At 63.8% G+C, this 24,186-nt stretch carries 24 protein-coding genes, 1 tRNA gene and 1 pseudogene; 16 read left to right on the top strand and 10 right to left on the bottom strand.

Features of this window, described 5'->3' with window-relative positions:
* Window positions 1–160 precede the first annotated feature (160 nt).
* Window positions 161–235 (top strand) — tRNA-Gly (locus RFM40_RS24665).
* 494 nt (window positions 236–729) lie between these two features.
* Complete coding sequence (locus RFM40_RS24670; RefSeq protein WP_320273124.1) at window positions 730–2,076, top strand: PASTA domain-containing protein; 1,347 nt, start codon at window positions 730–732, stop codon at window positions 2,074–2,076.
* A 187-nt stretch (window positions 2,077–2,263) separates the two neighbouring features.
* Here the strand turns inward: RFM40_RS24670 and RFM40_RS24675 are convergent, their stop codons facing one another.
* Complete coding sequence (locus RFM40_RS24675; RefSeq protein ID WP_095782813.1) at window positions 2,264–2,704, bottom strand: Lrp/AsnC family transcriptional regulator; 441 nt, start codon at window positions 2,702–2,704, stop codon at window positions 2,264–2,266.
* 133 nt (window positions 2,705–2,837) lie between these two features.
* Here RFM40_RS24675 and rocF point away from each other — a divergent pair, with 133 nt between their 5' ends.
* Together rocF and ocd are read left to right on the top strand one after the other, a co-directional pair.
* Complete coding sequence (gene rocF / locus RFM40_RS24680) at window positions 2,838–3,770, top strand: arginase (RefSeq protein ID WP_320228440.1); 933 nt, start codon at window positions 2,838–2,840, stop codon at window positions 3,768–3,770.
* 2 nt (window positions 3,771–3,772) lie between these two features.
* Complete coding sequence (ocd, locus tag RFM40_RS24685; protein WP_320278443.1) at window positions 3,773–4,831, top strand: ornithine cyclodeaminase; 1,059 nt, start codon at window positions 3,773–3,775, stop codon at window positions 4,829–4,831.
* Window positions 4,832–5,065: 234 nt separating this feature from the next.
* Here the strand turns inward: ocd and RFM40_RS24690 are convergent, their stop codons facing one another.
* The 3 genes and pseudogenes from RFM40_RS24690 to RFM40_RS24700 all read right to left on the bottom strand — a co-directional run bounded on the left by RFM40_RS24690 (window position 5,066) and on the right by RFM40_RS24700 (window position 7,238).
* Window positions 5,066–6,067: a LacI family DNA-binding transcriptional regulator gene (locus tag RFM40_RS24690; RefSeq protein WP_320278444.1), complete on the bottom strand. Its 1,002-nt coding sequence runs from the start codon at window positions 6,065–6,067 to the stop codon at window positions 5,066–5,068.
* Window positions 6,068–6,089: 22 nt separating this feature from the next.
* Window positions 6,090–6,269 (bottom strand): annotated as a pseudogene (locus tag RFM40_RS24695) (ABC transporter permease); the annotation flags it as partial.
* A gap of 102 nt (window positions 6,270–6,371) precedes the next feature.
* Window positions 6,372–7,238, bottom strand: a complete 867-nt coding sequence (locus tag RFM40_RS24700) for a LysR family transcriptional regulator (protein WP_320228437.1) — start codon at window positions 7,236–7,238, stop codon at window positions 6,372–6,374.
* Between the two features lie 104 nt (window positions 7,239–7,342).
* On the opposite strand from RFM40_RS24700, the gene RFM40_RS24705 reads away from it, so the two are divergent.
* Both RFM40_RS24705 and RFM40_RS24710 read left to right on the top strand, forming a co-directional pair.
* On the top strand, window positions 7,343–7,987 hold the full coding sequence (locus RFM40_RS24705; protein ID WP_320278445.1) for an FMN-dependent NADH-azoreductase: 645 nt from the start codon (window positions 7,343–7,345) through the stop codon (window positions 7,985–7,987).
* Complete coding sequence (locus RFM40_RS24710; RefSeq protein WP_320228435.1) at window positions 7,984–8,310, top strand: DMT family transporter; 327 nt, start codon at window positions 7,984–7,986, stop codon at window positions 8,308–8,310. The genes RFM40_RS24705 and RFM40_RS24710 overlap by 4 nt, the downstream gene beginning before the upstream one ends.
* A gap of 30 nt (window positions 8,311–8,340) precedes the next feature.
* On the opposite strand, the gene RFM40_RS24715 is transcribed toward RFM40_RS24710, so the two are convergent.
* Window positions 8,341–9,360 (bottom strand): LLM class flavin-dependent oxidoreductase, encoded by a 1,020-nt coding sequence (locus RFM40_RS24715; protein WP_320278446.1) that lies wholly within the window; start codon window positions 9,358–9,360, stop codon window positions 8,341–8,343.
* A gap of 161 nt (window positions 9,361–9,521) precedes the next feature.
* Window positions 9,522–11,015, bottom strand: coding sequence for an aldehyde dehydrogenase family protein (locus RFM40_RS24720; RefSeq protein WP_320228433.1), 1,494 nt, complete (start codon window positions 11,013–11,015; stop codon window positions 9,522–9,524).
* 200 nt (window positions 11,016–11,215) lie between these two features.
* Here RFM40_RS24720 and RFM40_RS24725 point away from each other — a divergent pair, with 200 nt between their 5' ends.
* Both RFM40_RS24725 and RFM40_RS24730 read left to right on the top strand, forming a co-directional pair.
* Complete coding sequence (locus RFM40_RS24725) at window positions 11,216–11,971, top strand: COG4280 domain-containing protein (protein ID WP_320228432.1); 756 nt, start codon at window positions 11,216–11,218, stop codon at window positions 11,969–11,971.
* The gene (locus tag RFM40_RS24730) at window positions 11,968–12,186 is read left to right on the top strand and encodes a hypothetical protein (RefSeq protein ID WP_320228431.1); all 219 of its coding nucleotides are present in this window, start codon (window positions 11,968–11,970) and stop codon (window positions 12,184–12,186) included. The genes RFM40_RS24725 and RFM40_RS24730 overlap by 4 nt, the downstream gene beginning before the upstream one ends.
* Window positions 12,187–12,218: 32 nt before the next feature.
* On the opposite strand, the gene RFM40_RS24735 is transcribed toward RFM40_RS24730, so the two are convergent.
* Both RFM40_RS24735 and RFM40_RS24740 read right to left on the bottom strand, forming a co-directional pair.
* The gene (locus RFM40_RS24735; RefSeq protein ID WP_320228430.1) at window positions 12,219–12,359 is read right to left on the bottom strand and encodes a hypothetical protein; all 141 of its coding nucleotides are present in this window, start codon (window positions 12,357–12,359) and stop codon (window positions 12,219–12,221) included.
* 180 nt (window positions 12,360–12,539) lie between these two features.
* A complete protein-coding gene (locus RFM40_RS24740) occupies window positions 12,540–13,172 on the bottom strand; it encodes a methyltransferase family protein (protein ID WP_320228429.1) in 633 nt (210 codons plus the stop codon).
* 202 nt (window positions 13,173–13,374) lie between these two features.
* Between RFM40_RS24740 and RFM40_RS24745 the strand changes: the two genes are divergently transcribed.
* The 3 genes from RFM40_RS24745 to RFM40_RS24755 are packed head-to-tail and all read left to right on the top strand — an operon-like array spanning window position 13,375 to window position 15,873.
* Entirely contained in the window at window positions 13,375–14,052 is a 678-nt protein-coding gene (locus tag RFM40_RS24745; RefSeq protein ID WP_320278447.1) for a winged helix-turn-helix domain-containing protein, read from the top strand.
* A gap of 56 nt (window positions 14,053–14,108) precedes the next feature.
* A complete protein-coding gene (locus RFM40_RS24750; RefSeq protein WP_320228427.1) occupies window positions 14,109–14,489 on the top strand; it encodes a YkvA family protein in 381 nt (126 codons plus the stop codon).
* 4 nt (window positions 14,490–14,493) lie between these two features.
* On the top strand, window positions 14,494–15,873 hold the full coding sequence (locus RFM40_RS24755) for a sensor histidine kinase (RefSeq protein ID WP_320278448.1): 1,380 nt from the start codon (window positions 14,494–14,496) through the stop codon (window positions 15,871–15,873).
* Between the two features lie 170 nt (window positions 15,874–16,043).
* On the opposite strand, the gene RFM40_RS24760 is transcribed toward RFM40_RS24755, so the two are convergent.
* The gene (locus RFM40_RS24760; RefSeq protein WP_320228425.1) at window positions 16,044–16,913 is read right to left on the bottom strand and encodes a helix-turn-helix domain-containing protein; all 870 of its coding nucleotides are present in this window, start codon (window positions 16,911–16,913) and stop codon (window positions 16,044–16,046) included.
* A 106-nt stretch (window positions 16,914–17,019) separates the two neighbouring features.
* Here RFM40_RS24760 and RFM40_RS24765 point away from each other — a divergent pair, with 106 nt between their 5' ends.
* From RFM40_RS24765 to RFM40_RS24785, 5 genes are all read left to right on the top strand, one after another.
* Window positions 17,020–18,288 carry an ABC transporter substrate-binding protein gene (locus RFM40_RS24765; RefSeq protein WP_320228424.1) on the top strand — a complete coding sequence of 423 codons (1,269 nt, stop codon included), beginning with the start codon at window positions 17,020–17,022 and terminating at the stop codon, window positions 18,286–18,288.
* 323 nt (window positions 18,289–18,611) lie between these two features.
* Complete coding sequence (locus RFM40_RS24770) at window positions 18,612–19,472, top strand: carbohydrate ABC transporter permease (protein ID WP_320228423.1); 861 nt, start codon at window positions 18,612–18,614, stop codon at window positions 19,470–19,472.
* Window positions 19,469–20,305, top strand: a complete 837-nt coding sequence (locus RFM40_RS24775) for a carbohydrate ABC transporter permease (protein WP_320228422.1) — start codon at window positions 19,469–19,471, stop codon at window positions 20,303–20,305. Before RFM40_RS24770 ends, RFM40_RS24775 begins: the two co-directional genes overlap by 4 nt.
* A 12-nt stretch (window positions 20,306–20,317) precedes the next feature.
* Entirely contained in the window at window positions 20,318–21,403 is a 1,086-nt protein-coding gene (locus RFM40_RS24780; protein ID WP_320278449.1) for an ABC transporter ATP-binding protein, read from the top strand.
* Between the two features lie 57 nt (window positions 21,404–21,460).
* The gene (locus RFM40_RS24785; protein ID WP_320278450.1) at window positions 21,461–23,491 is read left to right on the top strand and encodes an aldo/keto reductase; all 2,031 of its coding nucleotides are present in this window, start codon (window positions 21,461–21,463) and stop codon (window positions 23,489–23,491) included.
* A 223-nt stretch (window positions 23,492–23,714) separates the two neighbouring features.
* On the opposite strand, the gene RFM40_RS24790 is transcribed toward RFM40_RS24785, so the two are convergent.
* Window positions 23,715–24,143: an Lrp/AsnC family transcriptional regulator gene (locus RFM40_RS24790; RefSeq protein ID WP_320228419.1), complete on the bottom strand. Its 429-nt coding sequence runs from the start codon at window positions 24,141–24,143 to the stop codon at window positions 23,715–23,717.
* Window positions 24,144–24,186 lie beyond the last annotated feature (43 nt).

Raw genomic sequence — 24,186 nt, forward strand, 5'->3', positions numbered from 1 at the left:
CCATGGGGCAAGACCGTATCCGGCCTGGAAAGGCAATCCGCCCGTTCGGAGGGAACCTACAGCCTATGAAGAGCTAGCTCCAAAAAGACCGTCATTTCCCTGTTGCAATCGCCGCGCTCTTCGGCCATATAGGCGCGGCTTGCGGCCCAAGGCCGCGCGAGCGGGTGTAGCTCAGGGGTAGAGCACAACCTTGCCAAGGTTGGGGTCGGGCGTTCGAATCGCCTCACCCGCTCCAGTTTCCCTTCCGGGATCAAGCAAACGAAAAGCCGCGGTTTTCCGCGGCTTTTTCGCGTTTTGAACGCACGAAAAACCCGTACGGCAAGAGCCAGATCAAAGGGCCGGGATCACGAGCGGGTTACCAGCCCGGCCATCGCTGGGACGCGTTCTCGAAACCGTCCACACTCGGCGGCGATGATCAAGATCGTCGCTGATTTCTACAAGACCAAACCGTTGGGGAGAGCGCGCTGAAAGTCCATACAGCGTGACGCACTTCACACGCGCTATCCCAACTGCGTGGTATTTAGGGCGGTCGGATTTTCGCGATAGCTCAGGACCAGCGCCTCATTCTTAGGGCACAGAATCGAGGCGTACCCTTCCTGGCGGTCGAGATTTCGTCGGTTTCGGGAATTGCCAATTTCCATCGCGACAAACATATTCGCGTCTACTAGATGGTGACTCTTAGTAGTCGTACTATACCTTGCTTGCCACACCAGCAAATGGGAGATATCGATGGGTTTGACCCAAGTCGTTGTGCCGATGATCAAGAGCTATGACTTTGGAATCGGCGTGGATTATTCGACGAGCAATCCCATGAACAAAGCTGTTCAGGGAGAGATTACAGGCGTTAAGAATGCCGGGGGCTCGACTGCCAGCTGGTCCATTACTCGCATCACCACAACTGAAGAGCTAGAGAGCGCTTTGGGCATCAGTGCCGAAGCAAGTTATGGGGTTCCCGCCTTTCAGGGCGCAAGCGCCCGCTTCGATTTCGCCAAGCGATCAAAAGTTCAAAGCAGCTCCCTATTTTTGATGCTCAGTGCATTCGTCAAGTTAGAATATCTGTCGATAGACGAACCAGAGCTGACAGATGCCGCGAAACAATTGATCTCCGATCCCAAAGCTTTTAACGGACGCTATGGCAACATGTTCGTGCGTGGTGTCGATCGCGGCGGCTTATTTTTCGCCGTAATGCGTATTGACGCTCTGTCTAAACAAGACGCAATGTCTATTGCCGCCAGCCTTGGTGGTTCCTATTCCGCCTTTTCCGCTGAAGGCAAAGTGAAGCTCGACGAATTGCATCAGAAGTATGCAAGCGAACTCCATGTCGAAACGTATCATGAAGGCGGCCCGGTCGATTTGGATATTAGCTCACCAAATTCCACTTCGGATCTTTATGATATGCTGCGCAAGTGGTTGGCGTCGTTTCGCGATGACCCAACCGCAAATTCGGTACCCTACTCTGCCACATTGGCACCAATGACGATTGCAAAAGCGCCGCCAGCACCTAACGAAGCGGATATTCAGCATGCGTCAGATGTGCTTGCTATCTGTGCTAAAACACGAAGCCGTATCCTCGATAGCTTGAATTTGGTCAATTTCATCACTGAAAATGCCTACCGCTGCGAGTTCACCGATGGAATATCTGCCGCAGACTTCATCAAGGCATCGAACGGTTACGAATCTGATCTGGACGTCATAGCAGGCTGCGCTTCGCAGGCGATGCGGGAGGTTACCAAGGCGGTCATGCCGGCTGACTTCGCCAAACAGCAGGGCAAGTCATTTCCGCTCGGGTCGATCCCATCCCCTATACCAACAATGAAATCCGGAATTGCCATACCACTGGCGGCTCCGAACTTCGTGGGCATGACAGTAGCTGCGACGACTGAACTTGCCGAACGTTTTGGCGTGACACTGGGGTATAGTGACAAGATAATATCGCTATCGAGCATAACGCTGATGGATGGATACACGCTTCAGTTTCCAGACAGCAAAATCAAGGTGACATCGCAATCACCGCAAGCTGGCGACAAACTTCCGCCCGACAACACCGTCCTCGTTGATGGCGAGGGGATTGGTTGATCAATTGATCTGGTGAAGGGCCCGGCAACCCAAGCGGGGTCGGCTCTGGCTCGGGGAAGGAGCTCTGTATCCGCCTGCGCAGCTGCGTACTCTGGCAAATTGGAGTGTTCTCCAGGGATCAAGCAATCGAAAAGCCGCGTTTTCCGCGGCTTTTTCGCGTTTTGGGTGCGGATTTTTCCCCCAGCACCTATCCCAACCTCGCCCTAGTCGTCCGCGGCGTCGCGAGCAGCAGGCTGGTTTCGCTCCCCGTTATCCCTGGGATCAGCCGTATCCTCCGCAGCACGGCGTCGAAATCGGTCAGCGATGCGGTGCCGAGCTCGACCACCAGGTCCCAGCGGCCGTTGGTGGTGTGGATGGTCGACACTTCGGGAAAGCCGCCGAGCGCCCGGATGACGCGGTCGGCGGCGTGGCCCTCGATCTCGATCATCATCACGCCGCGTATCTTCTGGTCGACCGCGTCGGCGCGCAGCACCACCGTGTAGCCGATGATCTCGCCGGATTTTTCCAGCCGCTCCATGCGCGCCCTGACGGTGGCGCGCGAGACGCCGAGATCGAGCGCGAGATCGGAGACGCTGCGCCGCGCATCGTGCCTCAGAAGCGTCACCAGCCTTTCGTCGAGCGCGTCCATGCTTTTCCATTTCGATCAAATCATCTTTCCAATATGATAGATTGATCTTTTCGAAATGCCAATTTTCCTTGTTCAAACCGCCAGGCAGCGATGGTTCAATCCTTCGGTCAAATCGCAAGGGCTAAAAAGAATCATGCGCTGCAGGATCGTCGGCGCGCCGGTGCAGGACGGCGCAGGCAGGATGGGATGCGAAATGGGACCGAGCGCGCTGCGCACCGCCGGGCTCGTCTCGGTGCTGTCGGAACTCGGCCATGAGGTCGAGGACTGGGGCGCGGTGCAGCCGGCCCAGGCGCGCGCCGTCGTTCACGGCAACCTCGCCCTGAAGGCGCTGCCCGAAATCTCCGCCTGGACGTCGGCGATCGCCGAGACCGCCTACACGGCTTCGAGCGACGCCATGCCGATCTTCCTCGGCGGCGACCACTCGATCTCCGCCGGCACGGTGTCGGGCGTGGCGCGTCGCGCCGCCGAACGGGGCCGGCCGCTCTTCGTGCTGTGGCTCGACGCGCATCCGGATTTCCATACGCTCGACACCACCACCAGCGGTAATCTGCATGGCGTGCCGCTCGCCTATGCCAGCGGCCGGCCGGGTTTTTCGGGCTATTTCCCGGACCTGCCCACGGCGGTCGACCCCGCCCGCGTCTGCACCATGGGCCTGCGCAGCGTCGATCTGGCCGAGCGCCGCGCGTTGAAGGAGGCGGGCGTGACCGTGCACGACATGCGCGCCATCGACGAGCACGGCATCGCGCCGCTGCTGCGCGCCTTCCTCGGGCGCGTCGAGAAGGAGAACGGGCTCTTGCATGTCAGCCTCGATGTCGACTTCCTCGACCCGTCGATCGCGCCCGCCGTCGGCACCACGGTCCCCGGCGGCGCCACTTTTCGCGAAGCGCATCTGGTGATGGAGATGCTGTCCGACAGCGGCCTGGTCTCCAGCCTCGATCTTGTCGAGCTGAACCCGTTCCTCGACGAGCGCGGCCGCACCGCGACCCTGATGGTCGACCTCACCGCCAGCCTGATGGGCCGCCGCATCATGGACCGCCCGACCCGCAGCCATTCCGGAAGCCTCTGACCATGACCCAGCCATCGCGCCTTGCCATCGTCCCCTTCGTCAGCGTCGACCGCATGATGAAGCTGGTGCTCACCATCGGCGTCGAGCGGTTCCTCACCGAGCTCGCCGCCTATATCGAGGAGGATTTCCGCCGCTGGGAGCTGTTCGACAAGACGCCGCGCATCGCCTCGCACAGCCATGACGGCGTCATCGAGCTGATGCCGACCAGCGACGGCAAGATGTACGGCTTCAAATATGTCAACGGCCATCCGAAGAACATGCGCGAGGGCCGCCAGACGGTCACGGCCTTCGGCGTGCTCGCCGATGTCGGTTCCGGCTATCCGATGCTTTTGACCGAGATGACGATCCTGACGGCGCTGCGCACGGCGGCCACGTCCGCCGTCGCGGCCAAATATCTGGCGCCCAAGGGCAGCCAAGCCATGGCCATCATCGGCAACGGCGCCCAGTCGGAGTTCCAGGCCATCGCCTTCAAGGCATTGCTCGGCGTCGATAAGCTGCGGCTCTACGACATCGACCGTTCGGCCTCGGAAAAATGCGCCCGCAACCTGGCGGCCAAGGGTTTCGACCTCACCATCTGCTCGACCGGCCAGGATGCGGTCGAGGGCGTCGACATCATCACCACGGTGACGGCCGACAAGCAGTGCGCGACCATCCTCACCGACAACATGGTCGGCTCCGGCGTGCATATCAACGCGGTCGGCGGCGACTGCCCGGGCAAGACGGAGCTGCATCGCGACATCCTCTTGCGCTCCGACATCTTCGTCGAGTTCCCGCCGCAGACGCGCATCGAGGGCGAGATCCAGCAGCTCGACGCCGACCATCCGGTGACCGAGCTGTGGCAGGTGATGACCGGAAAGGCGCAGGGCCGCAAGACGCCGGAGCAGATCACGCTGTTCGATTCCGTCGGCTTCGCCACGGAAGATTTTTCCGCGCTGCGCTATGTCCGCGACCAGCTCCAGGCCACCGGCCTCTATGAGGAGCTCGACCTGCTCGCCGACCCCGACGAGCCGCGCGACCTGTTCGGCATGCTGCTGCGGGCCGCGATGCAGCCGGCGGCGTGAGGCCTGTCGCCAAGGCCGTTTCAAACGGCAGGACAATCGCATAGGGCGCTCCCCCTCTCCGTCTCGGCTTCGCCGAGCCACCTCTCCCCCGCCTTTGGCGGGGGAACCCAAGCTTGCGAAGGTCGCGCCCTCGGCGGTTAGCGTTTCCTCGCCCCCATGAAATGGGGGAGAGGTGGCTCGGCGCGCAGCGCCGAGACGGAGCGGGGGCAGCGCCAGCGTTGATGATGCTGGCGCCTACTTCCGCAACACCGCGCAGCTTTCCCTCTCGACCAGCACCGGCGCCAAGACCTCCCGGCGCGAGGGCGCGGTCGGCTCGCCGAGGCGCTCGAGCAGCAGGCTCACGGCCCGCGTGCCGATCTTTTCGACCGGCTGCGCGATCGTCGTCAGCGGCGGCCATGTGGTGACCGCATAGGGAATGTCGTCGAAACCGACCAGCGACATGTCGTCGGGGACATGCAATCCGCGCGAGCGCAGCGCGATGATGGCACCCATGGCCATCAGGTCGTTGCAGGCGAACACCGCCGTGATCTCCGGCGCCTGCCCCATCAGCCGCTCCATCGCCAGCCGGCCGCCGGCGAAATGATAGTCGGAATCGACCACAGAGGAAGCCGGCAGGTTGAGCCCGGCTTCCTCGAGCGCCCGGACAAAGCCGCGCAGGCGGGCGGGGCTGGAGCTCGAATCGCGCGGACCGCCGATGACGCCGATCTTTTTGTGGCCGAGCCCGACCAGATAACGGCCGGCGAGATAGCCGCCGTGGTCGTGGTCGACCAGCACGGAATCGACATGGACGGAATGGATCTCGCGATCGAGCAGCACCGCCGGCACGGCGGCGGAAAGGCTCGCAAACACGCGTGCATGGTCGGACGAGCCGGCGAAGATCAGCCCGTCGATCTGCTTGGCCATCAGCACCGACAGATAGCGCTCCTCCTTCTCGGCGCTGCCGTCGGAGTTGCACAGGATCACCGTGTAGCCGGCGACGAAGCCCGCATCCTCGATCTGGCGCGCGACGCCGGCGAAGAACGGGTTGGAATTGTCGGGGAGCAGCAGGCCGATGGTCTTGGTCTCGCCGCGCCTGAGGCTGCGCGCCAGCGAATTCGGGCTGTAGCGCAAGGCGGTGATCGCGGCGCGCACGCGCTCGGCCGTCTCCGGCTCGACATGGCGCGTGCGGTTCATCACATGCGAGACCGTTGCGACGGATACCCCCGCATAGCGCGCGACATCGGCAATCGTCGTCATGGTCCCTGGTCCCCGCGCTCCCTTAACGGATTTTGCGCAAAAGTCTCTCCCGATAGGCGTCTAGAATGACGGCGAGCACAATGACAAGGCCAATCACGATCGGTTTGAAATTGTCGCCGACGCCGAGCAGCTGCGGCCCGGTGCTCAAGACCTGCAGGATGCAGGCGCCGACCAGCGTGCCTCGCTCATGCTTTCCTCCACTTTTAATGAGCCGTAATCGGTTACGTAACCGATTAGGTTGCTATTTTATCAGATGTCAATATCGGCGGTAAGGCAGATGGAGCGCGTCGTCGGCCGTGACAGCTCAACTGCCTGGCCGGCTTGGCAGCCAAGCACCGGCATTCAGCCGCGTCCGCAGCCACTTCGCGGAAAAATCGCTGAACGCGCGCACGCGTGGATTGCCCCTCAGGTCCGGATGGTAGAGCACCCATAGCTCGGAGGCGAGCGCCTCGATGCTTTCGCTCACGCGCGACAGCCGGCGCGCCGAACCAAGATATTCGGGCACCAGCGCCCGCCCCCAGCCGACCTCGGCGGCCGCGGCGGCGGCCGTGAGGCTGTTGACCCTCAGCCTCATCTCATCCTCGGCGACGTTCGCCTTCAGCCACTGCGCCGCCGGCAAGGCGGCCAGTGCCGCGTCGAAGCCGATCCAACCGCCGGGCGACGACGCCTCGCTTGCATAAACGGCATAGGAGAAGCGGGCGACACGCCGGCCGACAAGCGTTTCCGGCGGCGTCAGCGTCGGCCGGATGGCGACATCGGCCTCCCGGCGCCCGAGATCGGCAAAGCTGTTGCTCACTTGCAGCGACAGCGCGATGCCCGGATGCGCTTCGCCGAACGCCTTGAGGCAAGCCGAGGCGATATCGAGCAGCGTATCGGCCGTCGTCACATTGAGCGGTCCGATCAGGCGGTCGTCCAGCGCCGCCACGCGTCGCTCGACCTTCGCGAGCCTGTCCCGCAAATCTTCCGCTGCGTCGAGGAAGGGCTCCGCCCTGCCGGTGGGCACGAGATTGTCGCCGAGGCGCTCGAACAGCGCGCCGCCGCTTCGCTGCTCGAGATCCCTGAGCTGCCGGTAGATGGTCGCGATATGGGTGCCGAGCCTGGCCTGCGCGCCGCGCACACCGCCCGCCGCCGCAATCGCCGCCACCAGCTGCACATCCTCATAGTCGACCATCTTCGCATCCATGCGAACAAGAATGGCAAAATTGCTAAATGCGCTCGCATCTGCGCGAACATATATCGCACTCGGCAAACAAACCAGCCTGACTGGAGAACGACATGAGCCGCATTCTGCATATCGAAGCCTCGCCGCGCGCCGACCGCTCCTGGTCGAGCAAGGCAGCGAAAAACTTCCTCGCACAGCTGAAAGAGCAGCTGCCGAAGATGGAGGTCGACCACTTCAACATCTGGACCGCCATCCTGCCGACCTTCGATGGCGCGGCGATCGACGCCAAATATGCCAAGCTCTCCAACACGCCGCTGACCGACGCGCAGAGCCAGGCCTGGAAGCTGATCGGCCACTATGTCGCGAGGCTCGACGCCGCCGATGCGATCCTGATCTCGACGCCGATGTGGAATCTCGGCGTGCCTTACCGGCTGAAACATCTGTTCGACCTGGTAACGCAGCCGGGGCTGAGCTTCTCCTTCAATCCGGCGACCGGCTATTCGCCTTTGCTCCGCGCGCGGCCGACCGCCGTCCTCATGGCAGCTTCCGGTGACTTCACCGAAGGCCCAAGCTATGGCCGGCCGGATCTCGCCACGCCCTATCTCAGCACCGCGCTTGCCTTCATCGGCCTGAAGGATGCCGATATCGTCCATGTCTCACCCACCATCGGTCAGCCGGACACCGTCGAAGCCGGCGCCAGGCGGACCGAAGGCGAGGTGCGCCGGCTCGCCGCCAGCGTCGCGGAGAGGCTCGCATGAGCCCGTCGCTCGCATGGCTGCTGCTGATTGTCTCTGGCATCATCGACGTCGCCTGGGCGCTGGCGGCCAAGAAGTCGGTCGGGTTTTCCGAGCCGCTTTGGGCCGGCATCTCGCTGGCGCTTTTGGTCATCTTCATCGCCCTGCTGACCAAGGCGCTCACCGTGCTGCCGCTCGGCACCGCCTATGCGGTCTGGACCGGCATCGGCGCGGTCGGCTCGCTCGCCGCCGGCGTCGTGCTGTTCGGCGAAAGCTCTGACGCCGTGCGCCTCACCTTCGCTGCCGTGACCATCCTTGGCGTCGTCGGCCTGAAAGTGAGCTCCTAGAGCAATGCCAGGAAAAGTGCAGGTTTTCCGTCACCGCCAGCCAAGCGCCGGCGCGACGTGCTTCAGGATCGCCTCGATGACATGGGCGTTGTAGTTGACGCCGAGCTGGTTGGGCACGGTGAGCAGCAGCGTGTCGGCCTCGGCGATTGCCTGGTCTTCCTTAAGCTGCTCGATGAGCACGTCCGGTTCGGCGGCATAGGTGCGGCCGAACACGGCGCGCTTTTCCGGCTCGATATAGCCGAAATGATCCTGGCCCTCGCTGCCGCCGAAATAGGCGCGGTCCATGTCGTTGACCAAGGCAAAGATGCTGCGGCTGACCGAGACGCGCGGCTCCCTGGCGTGGCCGGCCTCCTTCCAGGCGGCACGGAAGGCTCTTATTTGCTCGGCCTGCTGGATGTGCAGCGGCTGGCCGCCCTCGTCGAATTTCAGCGTCGAGCTCTGCAGGTTCATGCCGAGCTTGGCCGCCCATTCGGCGGTGGCGTTGGTCGCGGCGCCCCACCAGATTCGATCGCGCAAGCCCTCCGAGAACGGCTCGAGCCTCAGCAGCCCGGGCGGGTTGGGGAACATCGGCCGCGGATTGGGCTGGGCAAAACCTTCTCCGCGCAGCAAGTCGAGAAAAATCTCGGCGTGGCGGCGCGCCATGTCGGCATCGGTTTTGCCCTCTTCCGGCACGTAGCCGAAATAGCGCCAGCCATCGATCACCTGCTCGGGCGAGCCGCGGCTGATTCCCAACTGCAAACGCCCGCCTGCAATCAGGTCGGCGGCGCCCGCATCCTCCGCCATATAGAGCGGGTTCTCGTAGCGCATGTCGATGACGGCGGTGCCGAGCTCGATGCGTTTGGTTTTGGCGCCGGCCGCGGCAAGCAGCGGGAAGGGCGAGCCGAGCTGCCGGGCAAAATGATGGACGCGGAAATAGGCGCCGTCCGCGCCGAGCTCCTCGGCCGCGACCGCGAGGTCGATCGACTGCAGCAACGCGTCGGCGCCCGAGCGCGTGCCCGATTGCGGCGCGGGCGACCAATGCCCGAATGACAGAAACCCGATCTTCTTCATGCGCTCCATTCCAGCCGGAGCGGCTCAGCGGGCCGCTCAAAATTCGTTTGTTGCTCCAGCGCAATACCAGGAAATGCGAACAGCTTTCCGCCTGGGAATTGCGTGAAAACAGGTAGTAGGGCGGCGCAGCGATTCAACGGACGCTGAATTGATACAGACTGTCAATCAATGCGGATCCAGACGCCCTTGGTGTTGAGAAATTCCTCGAGATGCTCGGTGCCGCCCTCGCGGCCGTAACCGCTCATCTTGTAGCCGCCGAAGGGCACGGCCGGATCGATCGCGTGATAGGTGTTGACCCAGACCGAGCCGGCGCGCAGCCGGTTGGCGAGCTGATGCGCCTTGCCGACATCGCGGGTGAACACGCCGGCGGCAAGACCGTAGGGCGTGTCGTTGCCGCGCCGTACAGCCTCGTCCAGCGTGTCGAAGGGCAGCGCCGAGACGATCGGCCCGAAAATCTCCTCGCGCGCGATGCGCATGCCGTCGGTGACGCCGGCAAACACGCCCGGCGTCACGAAATTGCCGGCAGCCAAGGCGCCTTCGGTGATCCGCGTGCCGCCGGTCACCAGCCTGGCGCCTTCGCGCGCGCCGTCCTCGATGAAGCCGCTGACGCGTTCGAGCTGTCTTGGCGAGATCAGTGGCCCGATCTCCGTCTCGGGATCGGCGCCGTCGCCGATCCGAAGCTTTGCCGCGAAGGCCGCGACGCGCTCGACGAATTCGTCATGGATCGGCCGCTCGACGAAGAGCCGTGAGCCTGCGATGCAGACCTGGCCGGAATTGGCGAAGACCGACATGGCCGCGACCGGCACGGCGCGCTCGATGTCGGCATCGGCGAGCACGATCACCGGCGACTTGCCGCCGAGTTCCAGCGACACGCGTTTCATGTTGGCCGCCGAAGCGCGCAGGATCGCCTGGCCGGTGGCGGTCGAGCCGGTGAAGACCAGCTTGTCGACATCCATATGCGCCGCGAGCGGCGCGCCGGCTTCCGCGCCGGTTCCGGTCACCACATTGACGACGCCGGGCGGCACGCCGGCCTCCTGCATCAGGTCGGCGATCAGCAGCGGCGTCAGCGGCGCTTCTTCCGAAGGCTTCAGGACGATGGTGCAGCCGGTGGCCAAGGCCGGGCCGATCTTCCAGACCGAGGCGGCGGTGGGCGCATTCCAGGGAATGATCGCGCCGACGACGCCGACCGGTTCCTTGCGCGTATAGGAGACGATCTCGCCCGGCAGCGAATTGCCGATGGTCTGGCCGTGGATCGACGTCGCCATGCCGGCATAGAAGCGCAGCATGCCGAGGACGCGATTCCTGTTGGCCAAGGTGCGAGTGATCGGCATGCCCATGTCGGTGGTGTCGGAGAGCGCCAGCTCCTCCCAATGCCGCTCCATCACATCGGCGATCTTGAGCAGCAGCAGCTGGCGCTCATAGGGCTTGAAGCGGCTCCACGGTCCTTCGAAGGCGCGCCGCGCCGCGGCGACCGCAAGGTCGATATCCTTCGCGTCCGATTGCGGCACGGTACCGATCACCGCGCCGGTGGCGGGATTGCGCGTCTCGAAAGTCCGGCCGCTCACCGCATCGCGCCATTCGCCGCCGATCAGCATCTGGCGATGCCGGCCGTCGATGGGGGTGCGCAGGGGAAGGTCTTTCAACGGTATCGTCATCTTGAACACATTCCCCGATGAACCGTGGCGTTATGGCACCGGCCGGTACGCCGGTGCAAGTTCGGCTCACGGCTGGATGTGCGGCGGGCGGGCGCATATACGGTCCGCCATAGTTTGGGCTTCATGGCCGATTGAACAAGGCCAGGCTGGCCGTTATCTGATGACGGGCGGCGAAATGCCGGAGCACGGTATCCTCCTCCATGCACGATCTTACACCAGTCCTCTCTACCGTGACGGCCTCGTTCCTGGCGTCCTTCGTCGAGGTGGTCGAGGCTTTCACTATCGTGCTTGCCGTCGGCGTGACGCGCAGCTGGCGTCCGGCGCTGACGGGTGCTGCGCTGGCGCTCGGCGTGCTGGCGGCGCTGGTGCTGGCCTTCGGGCCGCTGCTGGCGCTCGTCCCCATCACCGTGCTGCAATATGTCGTCGGCGTTCTGCTCGTCCTGTTCGGCATGCGCTGGCTGCGGAAAGCGATCCTGCGCAGCGCCGGCGTCATTGCGCTGCGCGACGAAGAGGCCGCCTTCTCCAGGCAAACCGATGCGCTCGCCCGCCAGGCCGACGACCGCCGCGCCGACTATCTGGCCGGCGTCGCCGCCTTCAAGGCGGTGCTGCTCGAAGGGGTGGAGGTGGTGTTCATCGTCATTGCCGTCGGCGCGGCGCATGGCCAGACGCTCTATGCCAGCCTCGGCGCGCTCGCGGCCTTCGTGCTGGTGATGCTTATCGGGCTCGCCGTGCACCGGCCATTGGCGCGCGTGCCGGAAAACGCGCTCAAATTCGTCGTCGGGCTGATGCTGACCAGCTTTGGCATTTTCTGGACCGGCGAGGGCCTCGGCGCCGAATGGCCGGGCGAGGATTTTGCCCTGCTTGCCATCTTCGCCGTCATCGCCGCCGTATCCTTCGCCATGGTGCGCCGGCTGCGCGGCGCCTATGCCGCGCCCACCGAGGGAATTGCCCGATGAAGGTCGTCCGCCTCGTGCTAAACGAGCTTGTCGGCATGTTCGTCGACGACGGCAGCCTGGCGCTGCTGGCGCTGATCGTGATTGCCTTGGTCACTGGCGCCGTGAAGTTCTTGGCGCTGCCGCCGCTCGCCGGCGGCGCCCTTATCCTGGTCGGCTGCCTGGCGATTCTTTTGGAAAGCACGAGGCGTGGCGCTCGCGGCAAGGGCCGGTCTTAAGCCGGCTTCAACAAGGTACGGCCTCGCGCCAGTCAGGTTTGGACGGCGCGGCTCTCTTTGCGGATCATGCCTTTGACGAAAAGCTCGGCATGTTCAGCCCACTGGACTTCCGTGACGTTGTTCTCGTGAACAGATCGCCTGAACGCTTCCCGCAGGGCATCGAGCTCAAACACAGACATCCGCCCGAGTGTATTGTGTTTCGATATGCGAACGTCCATCGCGCCAGCCGGCAGCCAAAGTTATACTGATGTATATGCCTCGCCAACACGGGCCATCAAGGCGATGCCCCTGACTTCTTTTGGGTGCAAATCGGCCGGGTTTTGTGGGTTGGGCAGCCAATGCCCCAATCGCGATCAGTAGACGGTGAACAAGGTCGGCAGCATCCCGGCTGCGCGAAAATACTCGACCGTCTCGATGAGCGGGAACAAGGCCAGAAAGTAAAGCCCGTCGCGGAACGTGCTTTTCAGCGCGCTCGTGGAAAAGACCCATTGGTCCTGGTCGCGGTAGATGAGCGGATTCGGCCAGAAGCGCGGCGTCCGCTCGGCATAGGCCGTGTAGGCGGCGCCGAACTTGGCCGTCAGGAACTCGGCCTCCCGGCCGGCGGTGAAGCGGAAGACAAGGAAGCTTGCGAGGCCCAGCGCCGTCGCCGCCAGCACCGATCCGAACATCAGCCCGATGCCGATGACGCCGATGGTCGAGAAGAAATAGAGCGGGTTGCGGGTCATCGAGAACGGGCCTGAGACGATCAGCTCGTCATTCTTCCTGCCGCCGACGTAGAGGATGCTCCACAGCCGGCCGAGAAAGCAGATCAGCACGAGGCCGAAGCCGGTCATTTCAACCAGCTCGTGCCCGTTCGAGCCTTCGCTGAGAAACGGCCTGGAAAAAAGCAGCAGCACGATGGCCAGCACCGCAGCGACCTGGACGACGATCAGGCGCCTGTGCTGGTCGAACGCTTTTGGCGCCGACTTGAGAGATGTGTAAGCCACTGGTGTCAACACTCCGGTGCCGCAGGGACGCCAGGTCTCACTAGCCTTTCTCCCGACCGATGGCGAGGCCTCGGCAGTATTTCCGGCCATTCTTACGAATTTGTAAGGCCGCGGACAGGCGTGCGTAAGTCCGGCTTGTGGGAATGGGTCATCGCCGATGCTACCATGCCGATTGCGATGGGACGCCGGACGATAGGCCAAAATGCGACTTCTGCTGGTTGAAGACGATCCAAGGACCGCCGACTACGTCGTCAGGGGGCTGACCGAGGCCGGGCACGCCTGCGATCTCCTGCGCAACGGCCATGACGCGCTCTCCGCCGCAACCCGCGATGCCTATGACGTGATCGTGGCCGACCGCATGGTCCCCGGCCTCGACGGCCTGTCGATGATCAAGGCGGTGCGGGCCGCGGGCGTCAAGACGCCGGCCATATTCCTGACCTCGATCGGCGGCGTCGACGACCGGGTCGAGGGATTGGAGGCCGGCGGCGACGACTATCTCGTCAAGCCGTTCGCCTTTTCCGAGCTGCTTGCCCGCATCAACGCGCTCGGCCGCCGGCCGGCGGCGCAGGAGCAGAAGACCAGCCTGCGCGTCGCCGATCTCGAAATGGACCTGATCCTGCGCCGGGTGACCAGACAGGGCCAGGCGATCGACCTGCAGCCCAGGGAGTTCAGCCTGCTCGAGGTGCTGATGCGAGGCGAGGGCCGCGTCATTACCCGCACCATGCTTCTGGAGCGCGTCTGGGATTTTCACTTCGACCCCAAGACCAGCGTCGTCGAGACCCATATCAGCCGGCTCAGAGCCAAGGTCGACCGGCCGTTCGACGTGCCGCTGATCCACACCGTGCGCAACACCGGCTACAGCCTGCACGCGCCTGTTTGACGATCCATGCTTGATCGCATCTCGCGCCTCCGGCCGGCTGTCCGTATATAAGCGACATGTCGATGCTGGACACTGCAAAGCGATGGGCGCGCACCATCAAGCGCGACACGGTGGCATTGTGGCTTGCCGCGCGCGATCCTCGCGTCCCCTGGTATGCGAAGGCCGTTTCCGGGGCGGTCGCCGCCTATGCCCTCAGTCCCATCGATCTCATTCCGGATTTCATCCCGGTCATCGGCTATCTGGATGACCTTTTGATCGTCCCGCTCGGCATCATGCTGGCGGTCAGGCTGGTGCCGGCCGGCCTCATGCAGGAGTTCCGCGACGAGGCCGCGCGCCGCGCCAAGCCGGTCAGCAGGGCCGGTCTGATGTTCATGATCGCGGTCTGGATAGCGGCGGCGCTTGTGCTGCTATGGCTGTTCTGGCCGAAGCCCGCCTAGAGCGATGAAAGAGGCACGTCCCAGCCTGTTGCGCAGCACGCCGTTCCGGCTGGCGCTGACCTTTGCCTTCCTGTTCGTGCTCGCCTTCATCCTGTCCGGCGCGATCGTCTACCAGCTGATGAGCGCCGACCTCGCCAGACGGCTCGATCAATCCATCAAGGAGACCTATTCGGTCGTCGCCCTGACCTATGCGGAGAACGACAAGGAAGATCTTGTCGCCTCGGTCAACAACAATGCCGACCTCAGCCCGGACAAGGATCAGCTTTTCTCGCTGAGCGGTCCCGACGGCAACCATCTGGCCGGAAATTTCGCCGCTTCCGGCCTGCCCGACGGCTTCTCGATGTTCGCGGCCAGATTGCCGGGCGTGCCGCCCGACACGATGTATCGCGCCTATACGGGCGAGGTCGGCGGCAACAATCTCACGATCGCCTTCTCGCTCGCGGAAACCGACGAGCTCAAGACCATCGTGCTGATGAGCTTCGGCTGGGGCACGCTGTTCATCACCGGCCTCGCGATCGCCGGCGGCGCCCTGCTCGCCGCGCGTGTGCAGCGGCGCCTCGACGGAATTGCCGCCACCATGGTCGACGTCTCGCACGGACGGCTCGACGCGCGCATCCCGCTGATCGGCAACGGCGACGACATCGACGCCGTATCGGCCCAGGTGAACGCCGCGCTCGACCGCCTGTCGGGGCTGGTCGACGGCATGCGGGAGGTCAGCGCCAACATTGCGCATGACCTGAAGACGCCGCTCAACCGCCTGCAGATGATCCTCGAGCAGGCCGCCGACAAGACGGCATCGGGCGAGGATGTCGCCAGCGAGCTGGCCGACGCGCGCGCCGAGAGCCGGCAGATCAACGAGACCTTCGATGCGCTGCTGCGCATCGCCCAGATCGAGGCCGGCGCACGCAAGGCGCGCTTCGTCGATCTCGATGTCGGCGCTGTCGTCGACACCATCGGTGAGGTCTATGCCGATGTCGCAGAGGATGACGGGAAGTCCCTGTCCGCAAAGCTTATTCCGGACACGAAATGGATTATCCATGGCGATCGCGACCTGCTGATGCAGATGCTCGCCAATCTGGTCGAGAACGCACTTAGGCATTGTCCGCCCGGCACGGCAATCGAGCTGTCGGTGACCAGGCAGGACGACCGCGTTCTCGTCCATATCCGCGACAATGGCCCCGGCATTCCGGCGGAGGAGCGCGAAAAAGTCTTCCAACGGCTCTATCGGCTGGATTCCAGCCGCACGACGCCCGGCAGCGGCCTTGGCCTCAGCCTCGTCAAGGCGGTGGCCGACCTGCATGGCGCCACCATCGCGTTGGAGGACAACAATCCAGGGCTTGCCGTGATCGCCAGCTTCCCGGCGGTGCGAACTCCGGAAGCCTGAGGCAGTCCCCGACACAGGGATTTTGAAAGGTTGCAGCCGCCCCAACGTCGTCATTCTAGGGTCTACGCGGTACGCTTCGCTTCCCGCTCCGCCCTAGAATGACGACGCGTGGGCGTGCGCAGCGGGCGCGTCGGCAGGGAGACTCCTGCCGGCGACGACTGTTGGTCATTTTACCGCGCGGCTCCCGCCCTGCGGAAATCGGAGGGTGACATGCCGGCGAGCTTGCGAAAGGATTTGTTGAAGGCGCTGAGCGAGCCGAAGCCGGAATCCATCGCGACCTTCAGCACATTGGCTCCCTCATGCATCAGAAGCGCCTGCGCATAGCTCAGCCGCAAAAGGTTCACATATTCGTTGAGCGTCATGCCGGTCGATTTCTTGAACAGGCTCATGGCGTATTTCGGATGGATGTCGGCCGCCGCCGCTATGTTCACGCAGTCGATGTCGTAGAGAAAATTCTCGGCGATGAAATCGCACATGCGCCCGACATTGCGCGAGGACTGCTGATCGAAGGCGCTGCCAGCCCCGTGTCCGGAGGCGGTTCCCGGCACCAGTCGGTACGGGTCGAAGCGCACCCGCTCGAGCCGAAGCAGAAGCTCGTTGACGGCATGCTCGGCCTTCGCCGCGTCGCCCGAGCGCGCATACTCGTTCCAGCGCCTGAAATTGTCGTTGTCGGACTGGTCGGTCGCATTCGTCACCAGGGTCGCGCCGGTCATCAGCCGGTGCCGGACATCGGCCGGCAGATGCAGCCTGAAGAAATGCACCAGCGGCAGATGCGCGCCGGCATAGATCGCGTCGTCGCTTAGATCGTCCATCTGGTGCGGCAGGCCGCCCCAGAACAGGCACATCTCGCCGGCCGAAAGCGCGATTTCATGCTCGGCCATGCGGTAGTGCACGCTGCCGCGCACGATGAAATTCACCTCGACCTGGGCGTGCCAGTGCGGCTTCAGCATCACCAGCGGGTGGTTGTGGAACATCTGCAAAGCCAGCGGCAGGCCTTCGACGCCGCTCGCGCCTGGCTGATAGAACGGACGCTCGGGCATCTTACTTTCCGCCAACTTCTTATTCCCTTTGTCGGGGACAAGCCTTCCGCGCCGCCTAATCTAGCCATGCTCACGGTGAGAGAGCAAACGAAATGGGAGGATTTTAATGCGCACCACACTGACCTGCGCCGCGCTTTTGCTTGCCCTGGGCTCCGGCCCGGCCCTCGCTCAATCCGGCGAACTCACGATCTGGAGCTGGAACATCGCCGCTTCGTCGCTGAAGTCGACCGTCGAAGGCTTCAACAAGAAATACCCCGATATCAAGGTCACCGTTCAGGACCTCGGCAACCAGCCGACCTATGACAAGTCGATCGCCGGCTGCGCCGCCGGCGGCGTCGGCCTGCCCGACATCGTCTCGATCGAGAACGGCGAGGCCGAGAACTACTGGAGCCAGTTCCCCGACTGCTTCGTCGACCTGCACACGCTGGGCTACACGGCGGAAGACCAGAAGAAATTCCCCGACTTCAAGCGCACCGAGCTCGAGGTCGGCGACAAGGCCTATGCCATGCCCTGGGATTCCGGCCCGGTAGCGGTCTTCTACCGCCGCGACTTCTACGAGAAGGCCGGTGTCGACCCGGCCTCGATCAAGACCTGGGACGATTTCATCGCCGCCGGCAAGAAGATCCAGGCCGCCAATCCCGGCGTCACCATGACCAACGCCGATTTCAACGGCGACACCGAATTCTTCCGCATGATCTCCAACGAACAGGGCTGCGCCTATTTCGCCGAGGACGGCCAGTCGATCACGGTCAACCAGCCGAAATGCGTCGACGCCATGACCAAGGTCAAGGAGATGAAGGACGCCGGCATCGTCTCCTCGGCCGACTGGTCGACCAAGATCACCAACAACACGGCCGGCGCCGTCGCCACCCAGGTCTATGGCGGCTGGTATGAAGGCACGATCCGCACCGAATCGCCGAAGGAAAGCGGCAAGTGGGGCGTCTACCTGATGCCGAGCCTGACCGCCGACGGGCCGCGCGCCGCCAATCTCGGCGGCTCCTCCCTGGCCATCACCTCGGCCTCGAAGAACAAGGAAGCCGCCTACGCGTATCTCAAATACACGCTGGAGACGAATGAAGGCCAGATCACCATGCTGAAGGATTTCGGCCTGGTGCCCTCGCTGATCTCGGCGCTCGACGATCCCTATGTCGCGCAGGGCCAGCCCTACTGGGGCGACCAGGCGGTTTGGAAAGACATTCTCGCCACCTTGCCAAAGGTCGTGCCGAGCCGCGGCACGCAATTCCAGAGCGACGCCGAGATCATCCTGCGCGCCGTGCAGACCAAATATCTGGCCAATGGCTACCCGGACGCCAAGGCGGCGCTCGACGACGCCGCCAGCCAGATCGCCTCGGCGACGGGCCTGCCGGTCAAGTGAGGAGGCGGAAAGGTACCAGGCTTGGGGCAAATTACCGGAACGTCGGCGCTGCCCCTCAACTGCCTACCGGCATCCTCTCCCTGTATAGTGACGGGGAGAGGGGCGCTGTCGCCGGCGGTTTCGCCAATCACCAGCGTTGCAGAGAGCGCCAAGGCTGCGGCCAGCCCCTTCTCCCCGTCACTATACGGGGAGAAGTGCCCGGCAGGGCGATGAGGGGCGGCGCTGATCTCCGCAGTTGACGCCGGCGATCAGCAGAAACCGGCAGCTACATTAGTTAAGTGCCGCCGACGCAGGCGCAGGACAAACAAGAAAGGAGGAAGACGATGCGCTATCGCAACGCCACCGCGTATCGCTTCCTCACGCCCTATCTGCTGATCTTCGCCATCTTCTGGATCTGGCCGATCATCAGCTCGTTCCTGATCTCCTTCCAGGCGACCCGCACCGTGCCCTGGCGCTTCGCGCCGACCTTCAACTGGGGCCGCCTGATCGGCGACCCCGCTTTCTTCAACGCGCTGAAGAACACCCTGCTGATCCTGGTCATCCAGGTGCCGGTGATGATCTCGCTGGCGATCGTGATGGCGGTGTTGCTGAACTCGCCGCTGCTGAAGCTGCGCGGCCTCTACCGCTTCGCCTTCTTCGCCCCGGTCGTGGTCGGCGAGGTGGCCTATTCGGCGGTGTTCCGGCTGATGTTCAGCCTCGATTTCGGCATTATCAACAAGCTCTTGAACAGCGTCGGCCTGCCCAAGATCGACTGGTTCTCCAACGTCACGCCGGCCATGGCGCTGATCATGATCGCGGTGACCTGGCGCTGGGCCGGCTACAACGCCATCATCATCCTTGCCGGCCTGCAGTCCATCCCGGAGGACGTCTACGAGGCGGCGACGCTCGACCGCGTCAGCAAGGTCAAGCAGTTCTTCCACATCACCTTGCCGCTGTTGAAGCCGGTCATCGTCTTTTGCGCCGTGCTGTCGATCATCGGCACGATGCAGCTCTTCACCGAGCCGTTCCTCATCACCGAGCGCGGCGGCCCGGGCGGCGGCACGGAAACGCTTGGCCTGCTGCTTTACCGCCAGGGCTTCCGCTCGCTCAATTTCGGTTATGCCTCGGCCATCGCCTACACCATGGCCGGGCTGGCGATCGCCATCACTTTGGTGCAGCTCTGGCTGACGAGGGAGCCGAAATGACCTCGCGCTCTCAAAGACGGCTCGGCCGCAGCATCCTGCTGCATCTTGTCCTGACGCCGTTGGCGCTGGTCTGGCTGTTTCCGTTGTGGATGATGGTGGTGTTCTCCACCATGCCCGACTACGGCATCTTCAGCCCCAGCATCGAGCTGCTGCCGCACGACAATTTCCTCGACAATGTCAACAATCTGCAGCGCGACACCAATTTCATCGGCGCCATCGGCATCTCCGTCTCGGTGGCGGTGACCTATACCTTCCTGTCGGTGCTGCTCACCTCGATGGCCGGCTGGGCGCTGGCGCGCTACGAGTTCGCCGGCAAGGGCATGGTGGTGGCGATCATCCTTGGTACCATCACGCTTCCCTACGCGGTGGTGCTGATCCCGCAATTCATCATGGTGGCGCGCGACTTCCAGCTCGCCAACACCTGGATCGCGCTGATCGTCCCGCCGCTGTTCAATTCGCTGGGCGTGCTCTTCATGCGCCAGGCTTTTTCGATGATGCCGGCCGAGCTGTTCGATGCGGCGCGCGTCGAAGGCGTGAAGGAGTGGCGCATCTTCCTCTTCGTCGCGCTGCCGCTGGCGCGGCCGATGCTGGCGGCCTTGGCCATCATCCTCTTCCTCGCCTCGTGGAACAATTATCTCTGGCCGCTGCTGATCAACAGCCAGCCCGGCGCGATGACGGCGCCGGTGGCGCTCGGCACGCTGATCGGCCTCACCAAGGTCTCCTGGGGCGGCATGATGGCCGGCGCGGTCATGCTTACCGTGCCGATGCTCATCGTCTTCGTGCTCTTGCAGCGTCATTTCATCGCCGGCATCGCCGCCGGCGCGGTCAAGTAGGTTAGGAGCGAGATGGCCGCCGTCACCCTCACCAATGTCGTCAAGCGCTTCGGCACCTTGGAAGTCGTCCATGGCGCCAACATCGACATCGCCGACGGCGAGTTCGTCGTCTTCGTCGGCCCGTCCGGCTGCGGCAAGTCCACTTTGCTCCGAATGATCGCCGGGTTGGAGGACATCAGCGGCGGCAAGATCGCCATCGGCGGCAAGGTGATGAACGACGTCGAGGCGGCCGACCGCGGCATCGCCATGGTGTTCCAATCCTATGCTTTATACCCGCACATGACTGTGGAGCAGAACCTCTCCTTCGGGCTGAGGATGAACGGCAACCCGAAGGCTGACACCGAACGGCGCGTGAAAGGCGCCGCCGAGATCTTGCGCATCGACGAATTGATGCAGCGGCGGCCCAAGCAATTGTCCGGCGGCCAGCGCCAGCGCGTCGCCATCGGCCGCGCCATCGTGCGCGAGCCGCAAGTGTTCTTGTTCGACGAGCCGCTGAGCAACCTCGACGCGGAGCTGAGAGTCCAGATGCGCGTCGAGATCGCGCGCCTCCATAAGGAGCTCGGCGTCACCATGGTCTATGTGACGCACGACCAGACCGAAGCGATGACGCTTGCCGATCGCATCGTCGTGCTGAAGGCCGGCAATGTCGAGCAGATCGGCGCGCCGCTCGACCTTTATGATGATCCGGCCAACCGTTTTGTTGCCGGCTTCATCGGCTCGCCGAAGATGAATTTTCTCAGCGCGAAAGTCGTCGAGACGTCCAACAGCGCAGCAATCGTCGAGCTCGTCAATCATGGCGGCGCCCGGCTGCGCAAGCCGCTTTGCGAGCCATTCGCCGCGACAGGCGACGAGGTCGTGCTGGGAGTGAGGCCAGAGCATTTCTTCGAAGCCGGCGAGGGCGACTGCGATATTCCAGTCAAGGCCGACGTCGCCGAGCATCTCGGCTCCGTCAGCTATGTCTACGCCGATGCCGGGCCCGAGGAGCTGATCATCGAGCGCGAAGCTGCCCGACAGCGCGCCAGCGGCGATCATTTCACGGTCTCGATCAAGGCCAAACGGTCACTGCTCTTCGACAAGACAGGGGCGAGGATCCGCTGATCCCAGTTTTCTTTGCCGGCATGCCAGGCGTGGCGGCGATCGCATGGAGAATTCGACATGACATCTAAGCAAAAAATTCGCTGGGGCATTCTCGGACCCGGCAGCATCGCAAAATCCTTTGCCGGCGGCGTGGCGCAGTCGCGCACCGGTGAGCTGGTCGCGCTCGGCGCCCGCAACCCCGGCAAGCCGGGCCTTGCCGAAACCTTTCCGGGCGCGCGCATTCTCGGCGGCTACGACGCCCTGCTTGCCGATGACGGCGTCGACGCCGTCTATATTTCGATACCGCATCCCGGCCATGCCGAATGGGCGATCAAAGCGGCCGAGGCCGGCAAGCATGTGCTGTGCGAGAAGCCGCTGGCGCTGACCGCCTTCGAGGCCGACGCCATGATGCATGCGGCGCGCAAGGCCGGCACTTTTCTCGGCGAAGCTCTCATGTACCGGCTGCACCCGCAGACCCTGCAGTTGGTCGAGCTGATCCGCTCCGGCGCCATTGGTGACGTGCGTATGATCAAGTCGAGCTTCGGCTTCGCCATGCCGGGCTTCATGCCGGAGCATCGGCTCTACGCCAACGATCTCGCCGGCGGCGGCATCCTCGACGTCGGCGGCTATCCCGTGTCGATGGCGCGGCTAATCGCCGGCGCAGCAGCGGAACAGCCTTTCCTTGAGCCGGACAAGGTGGCGGGCGCGGCTCATCTCGGCCAGTCCGGCGTCGACGAATGGGCTTCCGCTTTGCTCCATTTCCCCGGCGGCATCGTCGCCGAGGTTTCCTGCAGCATCTCGCTCAACCAGGACAACGTGCTGCGCATTTTCGGCACCAAGGGTCATATCGAGGTGCCCGACTTCTGGTTCGCCGGTGGCAACCGCGATGTCGGACCGGGCCGGATCGACGTGATCCGGTCCGGCGGCACGCGCGAGACGATCAGCCTCAACGAGACGCGCCATCTCTATTCCTTCGAGGTCGACGCCGCCGGCGAGGCGATCCTGGCCGGCCGCCAGGAATTCGCCTGGCCAGGCATGGGCTGGGCCGACAGCCTCCATAATTTGCGTGTTCTCGACAGATGGCGCGCGGCGATCGGGCTGGAATACGAGATCGAGAAGCCGGCCAGGCGCGTCAACACGATCTCCGGCCGGCCGCTCAGCACCGGCGGCACCGCCATCGGCAAGCGCGCCATTCCGGGCCTGCCGCGCCAGGCCTCGCGGCTGGCGCTCGGCTTCGAGGATTTCCGAACCTTCTCCTCGGGCTCGATCCTGCTCGACGCCTTCTTCGAGGCCGGTGGCAATCTGTTCGACACCGGCTTTGTCTATGGCGCCGGCTACACCGAAGCGCTGCTCGGCCAGTGGCTCACGAATCGCGGCGTGCGCGAGCAGTCGGTCATCATCGCCAAGGGCGCGCATTCGCCGCTCTGCTATCCCGATGTGATCGGCAAGCAGCTCGCCCAATCGCTCGACCGGCTGCAGACCGACCATGTCGACATCTATTTCATGCATCGCGACAATCCGGACGTGCCGGTGGGCGAATTCGTCGACGCCATGGACCGGGAGGTGAAGGCCGGCCGCATCCGCGGCCTGTTCGGCGGCTCCAACTGGACGATGGAGCGCATGGACGAGGCGATCGCCTATGCCGAACGCGCCGGCAAGCAGAAGCCCGGCGCGCTGTCGAACAATTTCTCGCTGGCCGAGATGCTGGAGCCGATCTGGGCCGGCTGCATAACCTCCTCCACCGACGCCTGGAAGGCTTGGCTGGCGGCGCGGCAGATGCCGAATTTCGCCTGGTCGAGCCAGGGCCGCGGCTTCTTCACCGACCGCGCCGGACGCGACCGGCAAGACAATGAGGAGCTGGTGCGGGTCTGGTATTCGGAGAAGAATTTCGGCCGCCGCGACCGGGCGATCGAGCTCGCCAACCGGCTGGGCAAGAGCCCGATCCACGTCGCGCTGGCCTATGTGCTGGCTCAGCCCTTCCCCTCGGTGCCGCTGATCGGCCCGCGCACCTTGGACGAGCTGGAGGATAGTCTCAAGGCGCTGGATATCGCGCTGACGGCTGAGGATTTGGCGTGGCTGGACGATGGGCCGGAGAGAAGGAGGGCGTAGGCTGCTTAGGGCGTGAAAAAGGAAACGCTGCGTTCCTTCGCGCCCCCCTCTGCCCTGCCGGGCATCTCCCCCTCAAGGGGGGAGATTGGCAGCTTCGGCGCCTCGCCCTTCCTACAACGTTGGCGATTGGCGAAATCCCGCGTGACATCCAATCTCCCCCCTTGAGGGGGAGATGTCCGGCAGGACAGAGGGGGGTGCTGTCCCCGCCGGCATCTCGCCAGTTTCACCGATCGATCCTCGTCGACAGAATAATCGACGACGAGGTCCGCTCCACCCCGTCCATCGCGCCGATCTGGTCGAGCAGCGCGTCGAGATCCCTGATCGACGGCGCGTCGACGATGACGATCATGTCGAAATTGCCGCTCACCGAATGCAGCGTCCTGACCGGCGGCAAGGCCTGCAGGGCGCGCACCACCTTGTCGGCGAGCTTGGGCGTAACGGTGAGCAGCACATGCGCCTTGACCAAGCCCTGCTCATAGTCCGGTGAAAGCCTGACACCGTATCCGGTAATGATGCCGCGCTGCTCCAGCCGTTCGATCCGGCTTTGCACCGTGGTGCGCGACACGCCGAGCTTTCTGGCGAGCTCGGCTGTCGAGGCGCGCGCGTTGGCGCGCAGCAAGGAAAGCAGCGCTTGTTCGGCGTTGCTGAGCATTGTGACGAATCCCTTCGGCATATTGCCTGAACTTAGGCTTCAC

The organism is Mesorhizobium captivum (genome assembly GCF_033977165.1).
In the GTDB taxonomy this organism is placed as follows: Bacteria; Pseudomonadota; Alphaproteobacteria; order Rhizobiales; family Rhizobiaceae; genus Mesorhizobium; species Mesorhizobium captivum.

Excerpts from the sequence above, each read along its gene's own strand:
- RFM40_RS24670 (WP_320273124.1), top strand. The coding sequence starts at position 730 with ATGGGTTTGACCCAAGTCGTTGTGCCGATGATCAAGAGCTATGACTTT.
- RFM40_RS24675 (WP_095782813.1), bottom strand. The coding sequence starts at position 2,704 with ATGGACGCGCTCGACGAAAGGCTGGTGACGCTTCTGAGGCACGATGCG.
- rocF (WP_320228440.1), top strand. The coding sequence starts at position 2,838 with ATGCGCTGCAGGATCGTCGGCGCGCCGGTGCAGGACGGCGCAGGCAGG.
- ocd (WP_320278443.1), top strand. The coding sequence starts at position 3,773 with ATGACCCAGCCATCGCGCCTTGCCATCGTCCCCTTCGTCAGCGTCGAC.
- RFM40_RS24690 (WP_320278444.1), bottom strand. The coding sequence starts at position 6,067 with ATGACGACGATTGCCGATGTCGCGCGCTATGCGGGGGTATCCGTCGCA.
- RFM40_RS24700 (WP_320228437.1), bottom strand. The coding sequence starts at position 7,238 with ATGGTCGACTATGAGGATGTGCAGCTGGTGGCGGCGATTGCGGCGGCG.
- RFM40_RS24705 (WP_320278445.1), top strand. The coding sequence starts at position 7,343 with ATGAGCCGCATTCTGCATATCGAAGCCTCGCCGCGCGCCGACCGCTCC.
- RFM40_RS24710 (WP_320228435.1), top strand. The coding sequence starts at position 7,984 with ATGAGCCCGTCGCTCGCATGGCTGCTGCTGATTGTCTCTGGCATCATC.
- RFM40_RS24715 (WP_320278446.1), bottom strand. The coding sequence starts at position 9,360 with ATGAAGAAGATCGGGTTTCTGTCATTCGGGCATTGGTCGCCCGCGCCG.
- RFM40_RS24720 (WP_320228433.1), bottom strand. The coding sequence starts at position 11,015 with ATGACGATACCGTTGAAAGACCTTCCCCTGCGCACCCCCATCGACGGC.
- RFM40_RS24725 (WP_320228432.1), top strand. The coding sequence starts at position 11,216 with ATGCACGATCTTACACCAGTCCTCTCTACCGTGACGGCCTCGTTCCTG.
- RFM40_RS24730 (WP_320228431.1), top strand. The coding sequence starts at position 11,968 with ATGAAGGTCGTCCGCCTCGTGCTAAACGAGCTTGTCGGCATGTTCGTC.
- RFM40_RS24745 (WP_320278447.1), top strand. The coding sequence starts at position 13,375 with ATGCGACTTCTGCTGGTTGAAGACGATCCAAGGACCGCCGACTACGTC.
- RFM40_RS24750 (WP_320228427.1), top strand. The coding sequence starts at position 14,109 with ATGTCGATGCTGGACACTGCAAAGCGATGGGCGCGCACCATCAAGCGC.
- RFM40_RS24755 (WP_320278448.1), top strand. The coding sequence starts at position 14,494 with ATGAAAGAGGCACGTCCCAGCCTGTTGCGCAGCACGCCGTTCCGGCTG.
- RFM40_RS24760 (WP_320228425.1), bottom strand. The coding sequence starts at position 16,913 with ATGCCCGAGCGTCCGTTCTATCAGCCAGGCGCGAGCGGCGTCGAAGGC.
- RFM40_RS24765 (WP_320228424.1), top strand. The coding sequence starts at position 17,020 with ATGCGCACCACACTGACCTGCGCCGCGCTTTTGCTTGCCCTGGGCTCC.
- RFM40_RS24770 (WP_320228423.1), top strand. The coding sequence starts at position 18,612 with ATGCGCTATCGCAACGCCACCGCGTATCGCTTCCTCACGCCCTATCTG.
- RFM40_RS24775 (WP_320228422.1), top strand. The coding sequence starts at position 19,469 with ATGACCTCGCGCTCTCAAAGACGGCTCGGCCGCAGCATCCTGCTGCAT.
- RFM40_RS24780 (WP_320278449.1), top strand. The coding sequence starts at position 20,318 with ATGGCCGCCGTCACCCTCACCAATGTCGTCAAGCGCTTCGGCACCTTG.
- RFM40_RS24785 (WP_320278450.1), top strand. The coding sequence starts at position 21,461 with ATGACATCTAAGCAAAAAATTCGCTGGGGCATTCTCGGACCCGGCAGC.
- RFM40_RS24790 (WP_320228419.1), bottom strand. The coding sequence starts at position 24,143 with ATGCTCAGCAACGCCGAACAAGCGCTGCTTTCCTTGCTGCGCGCCAAC.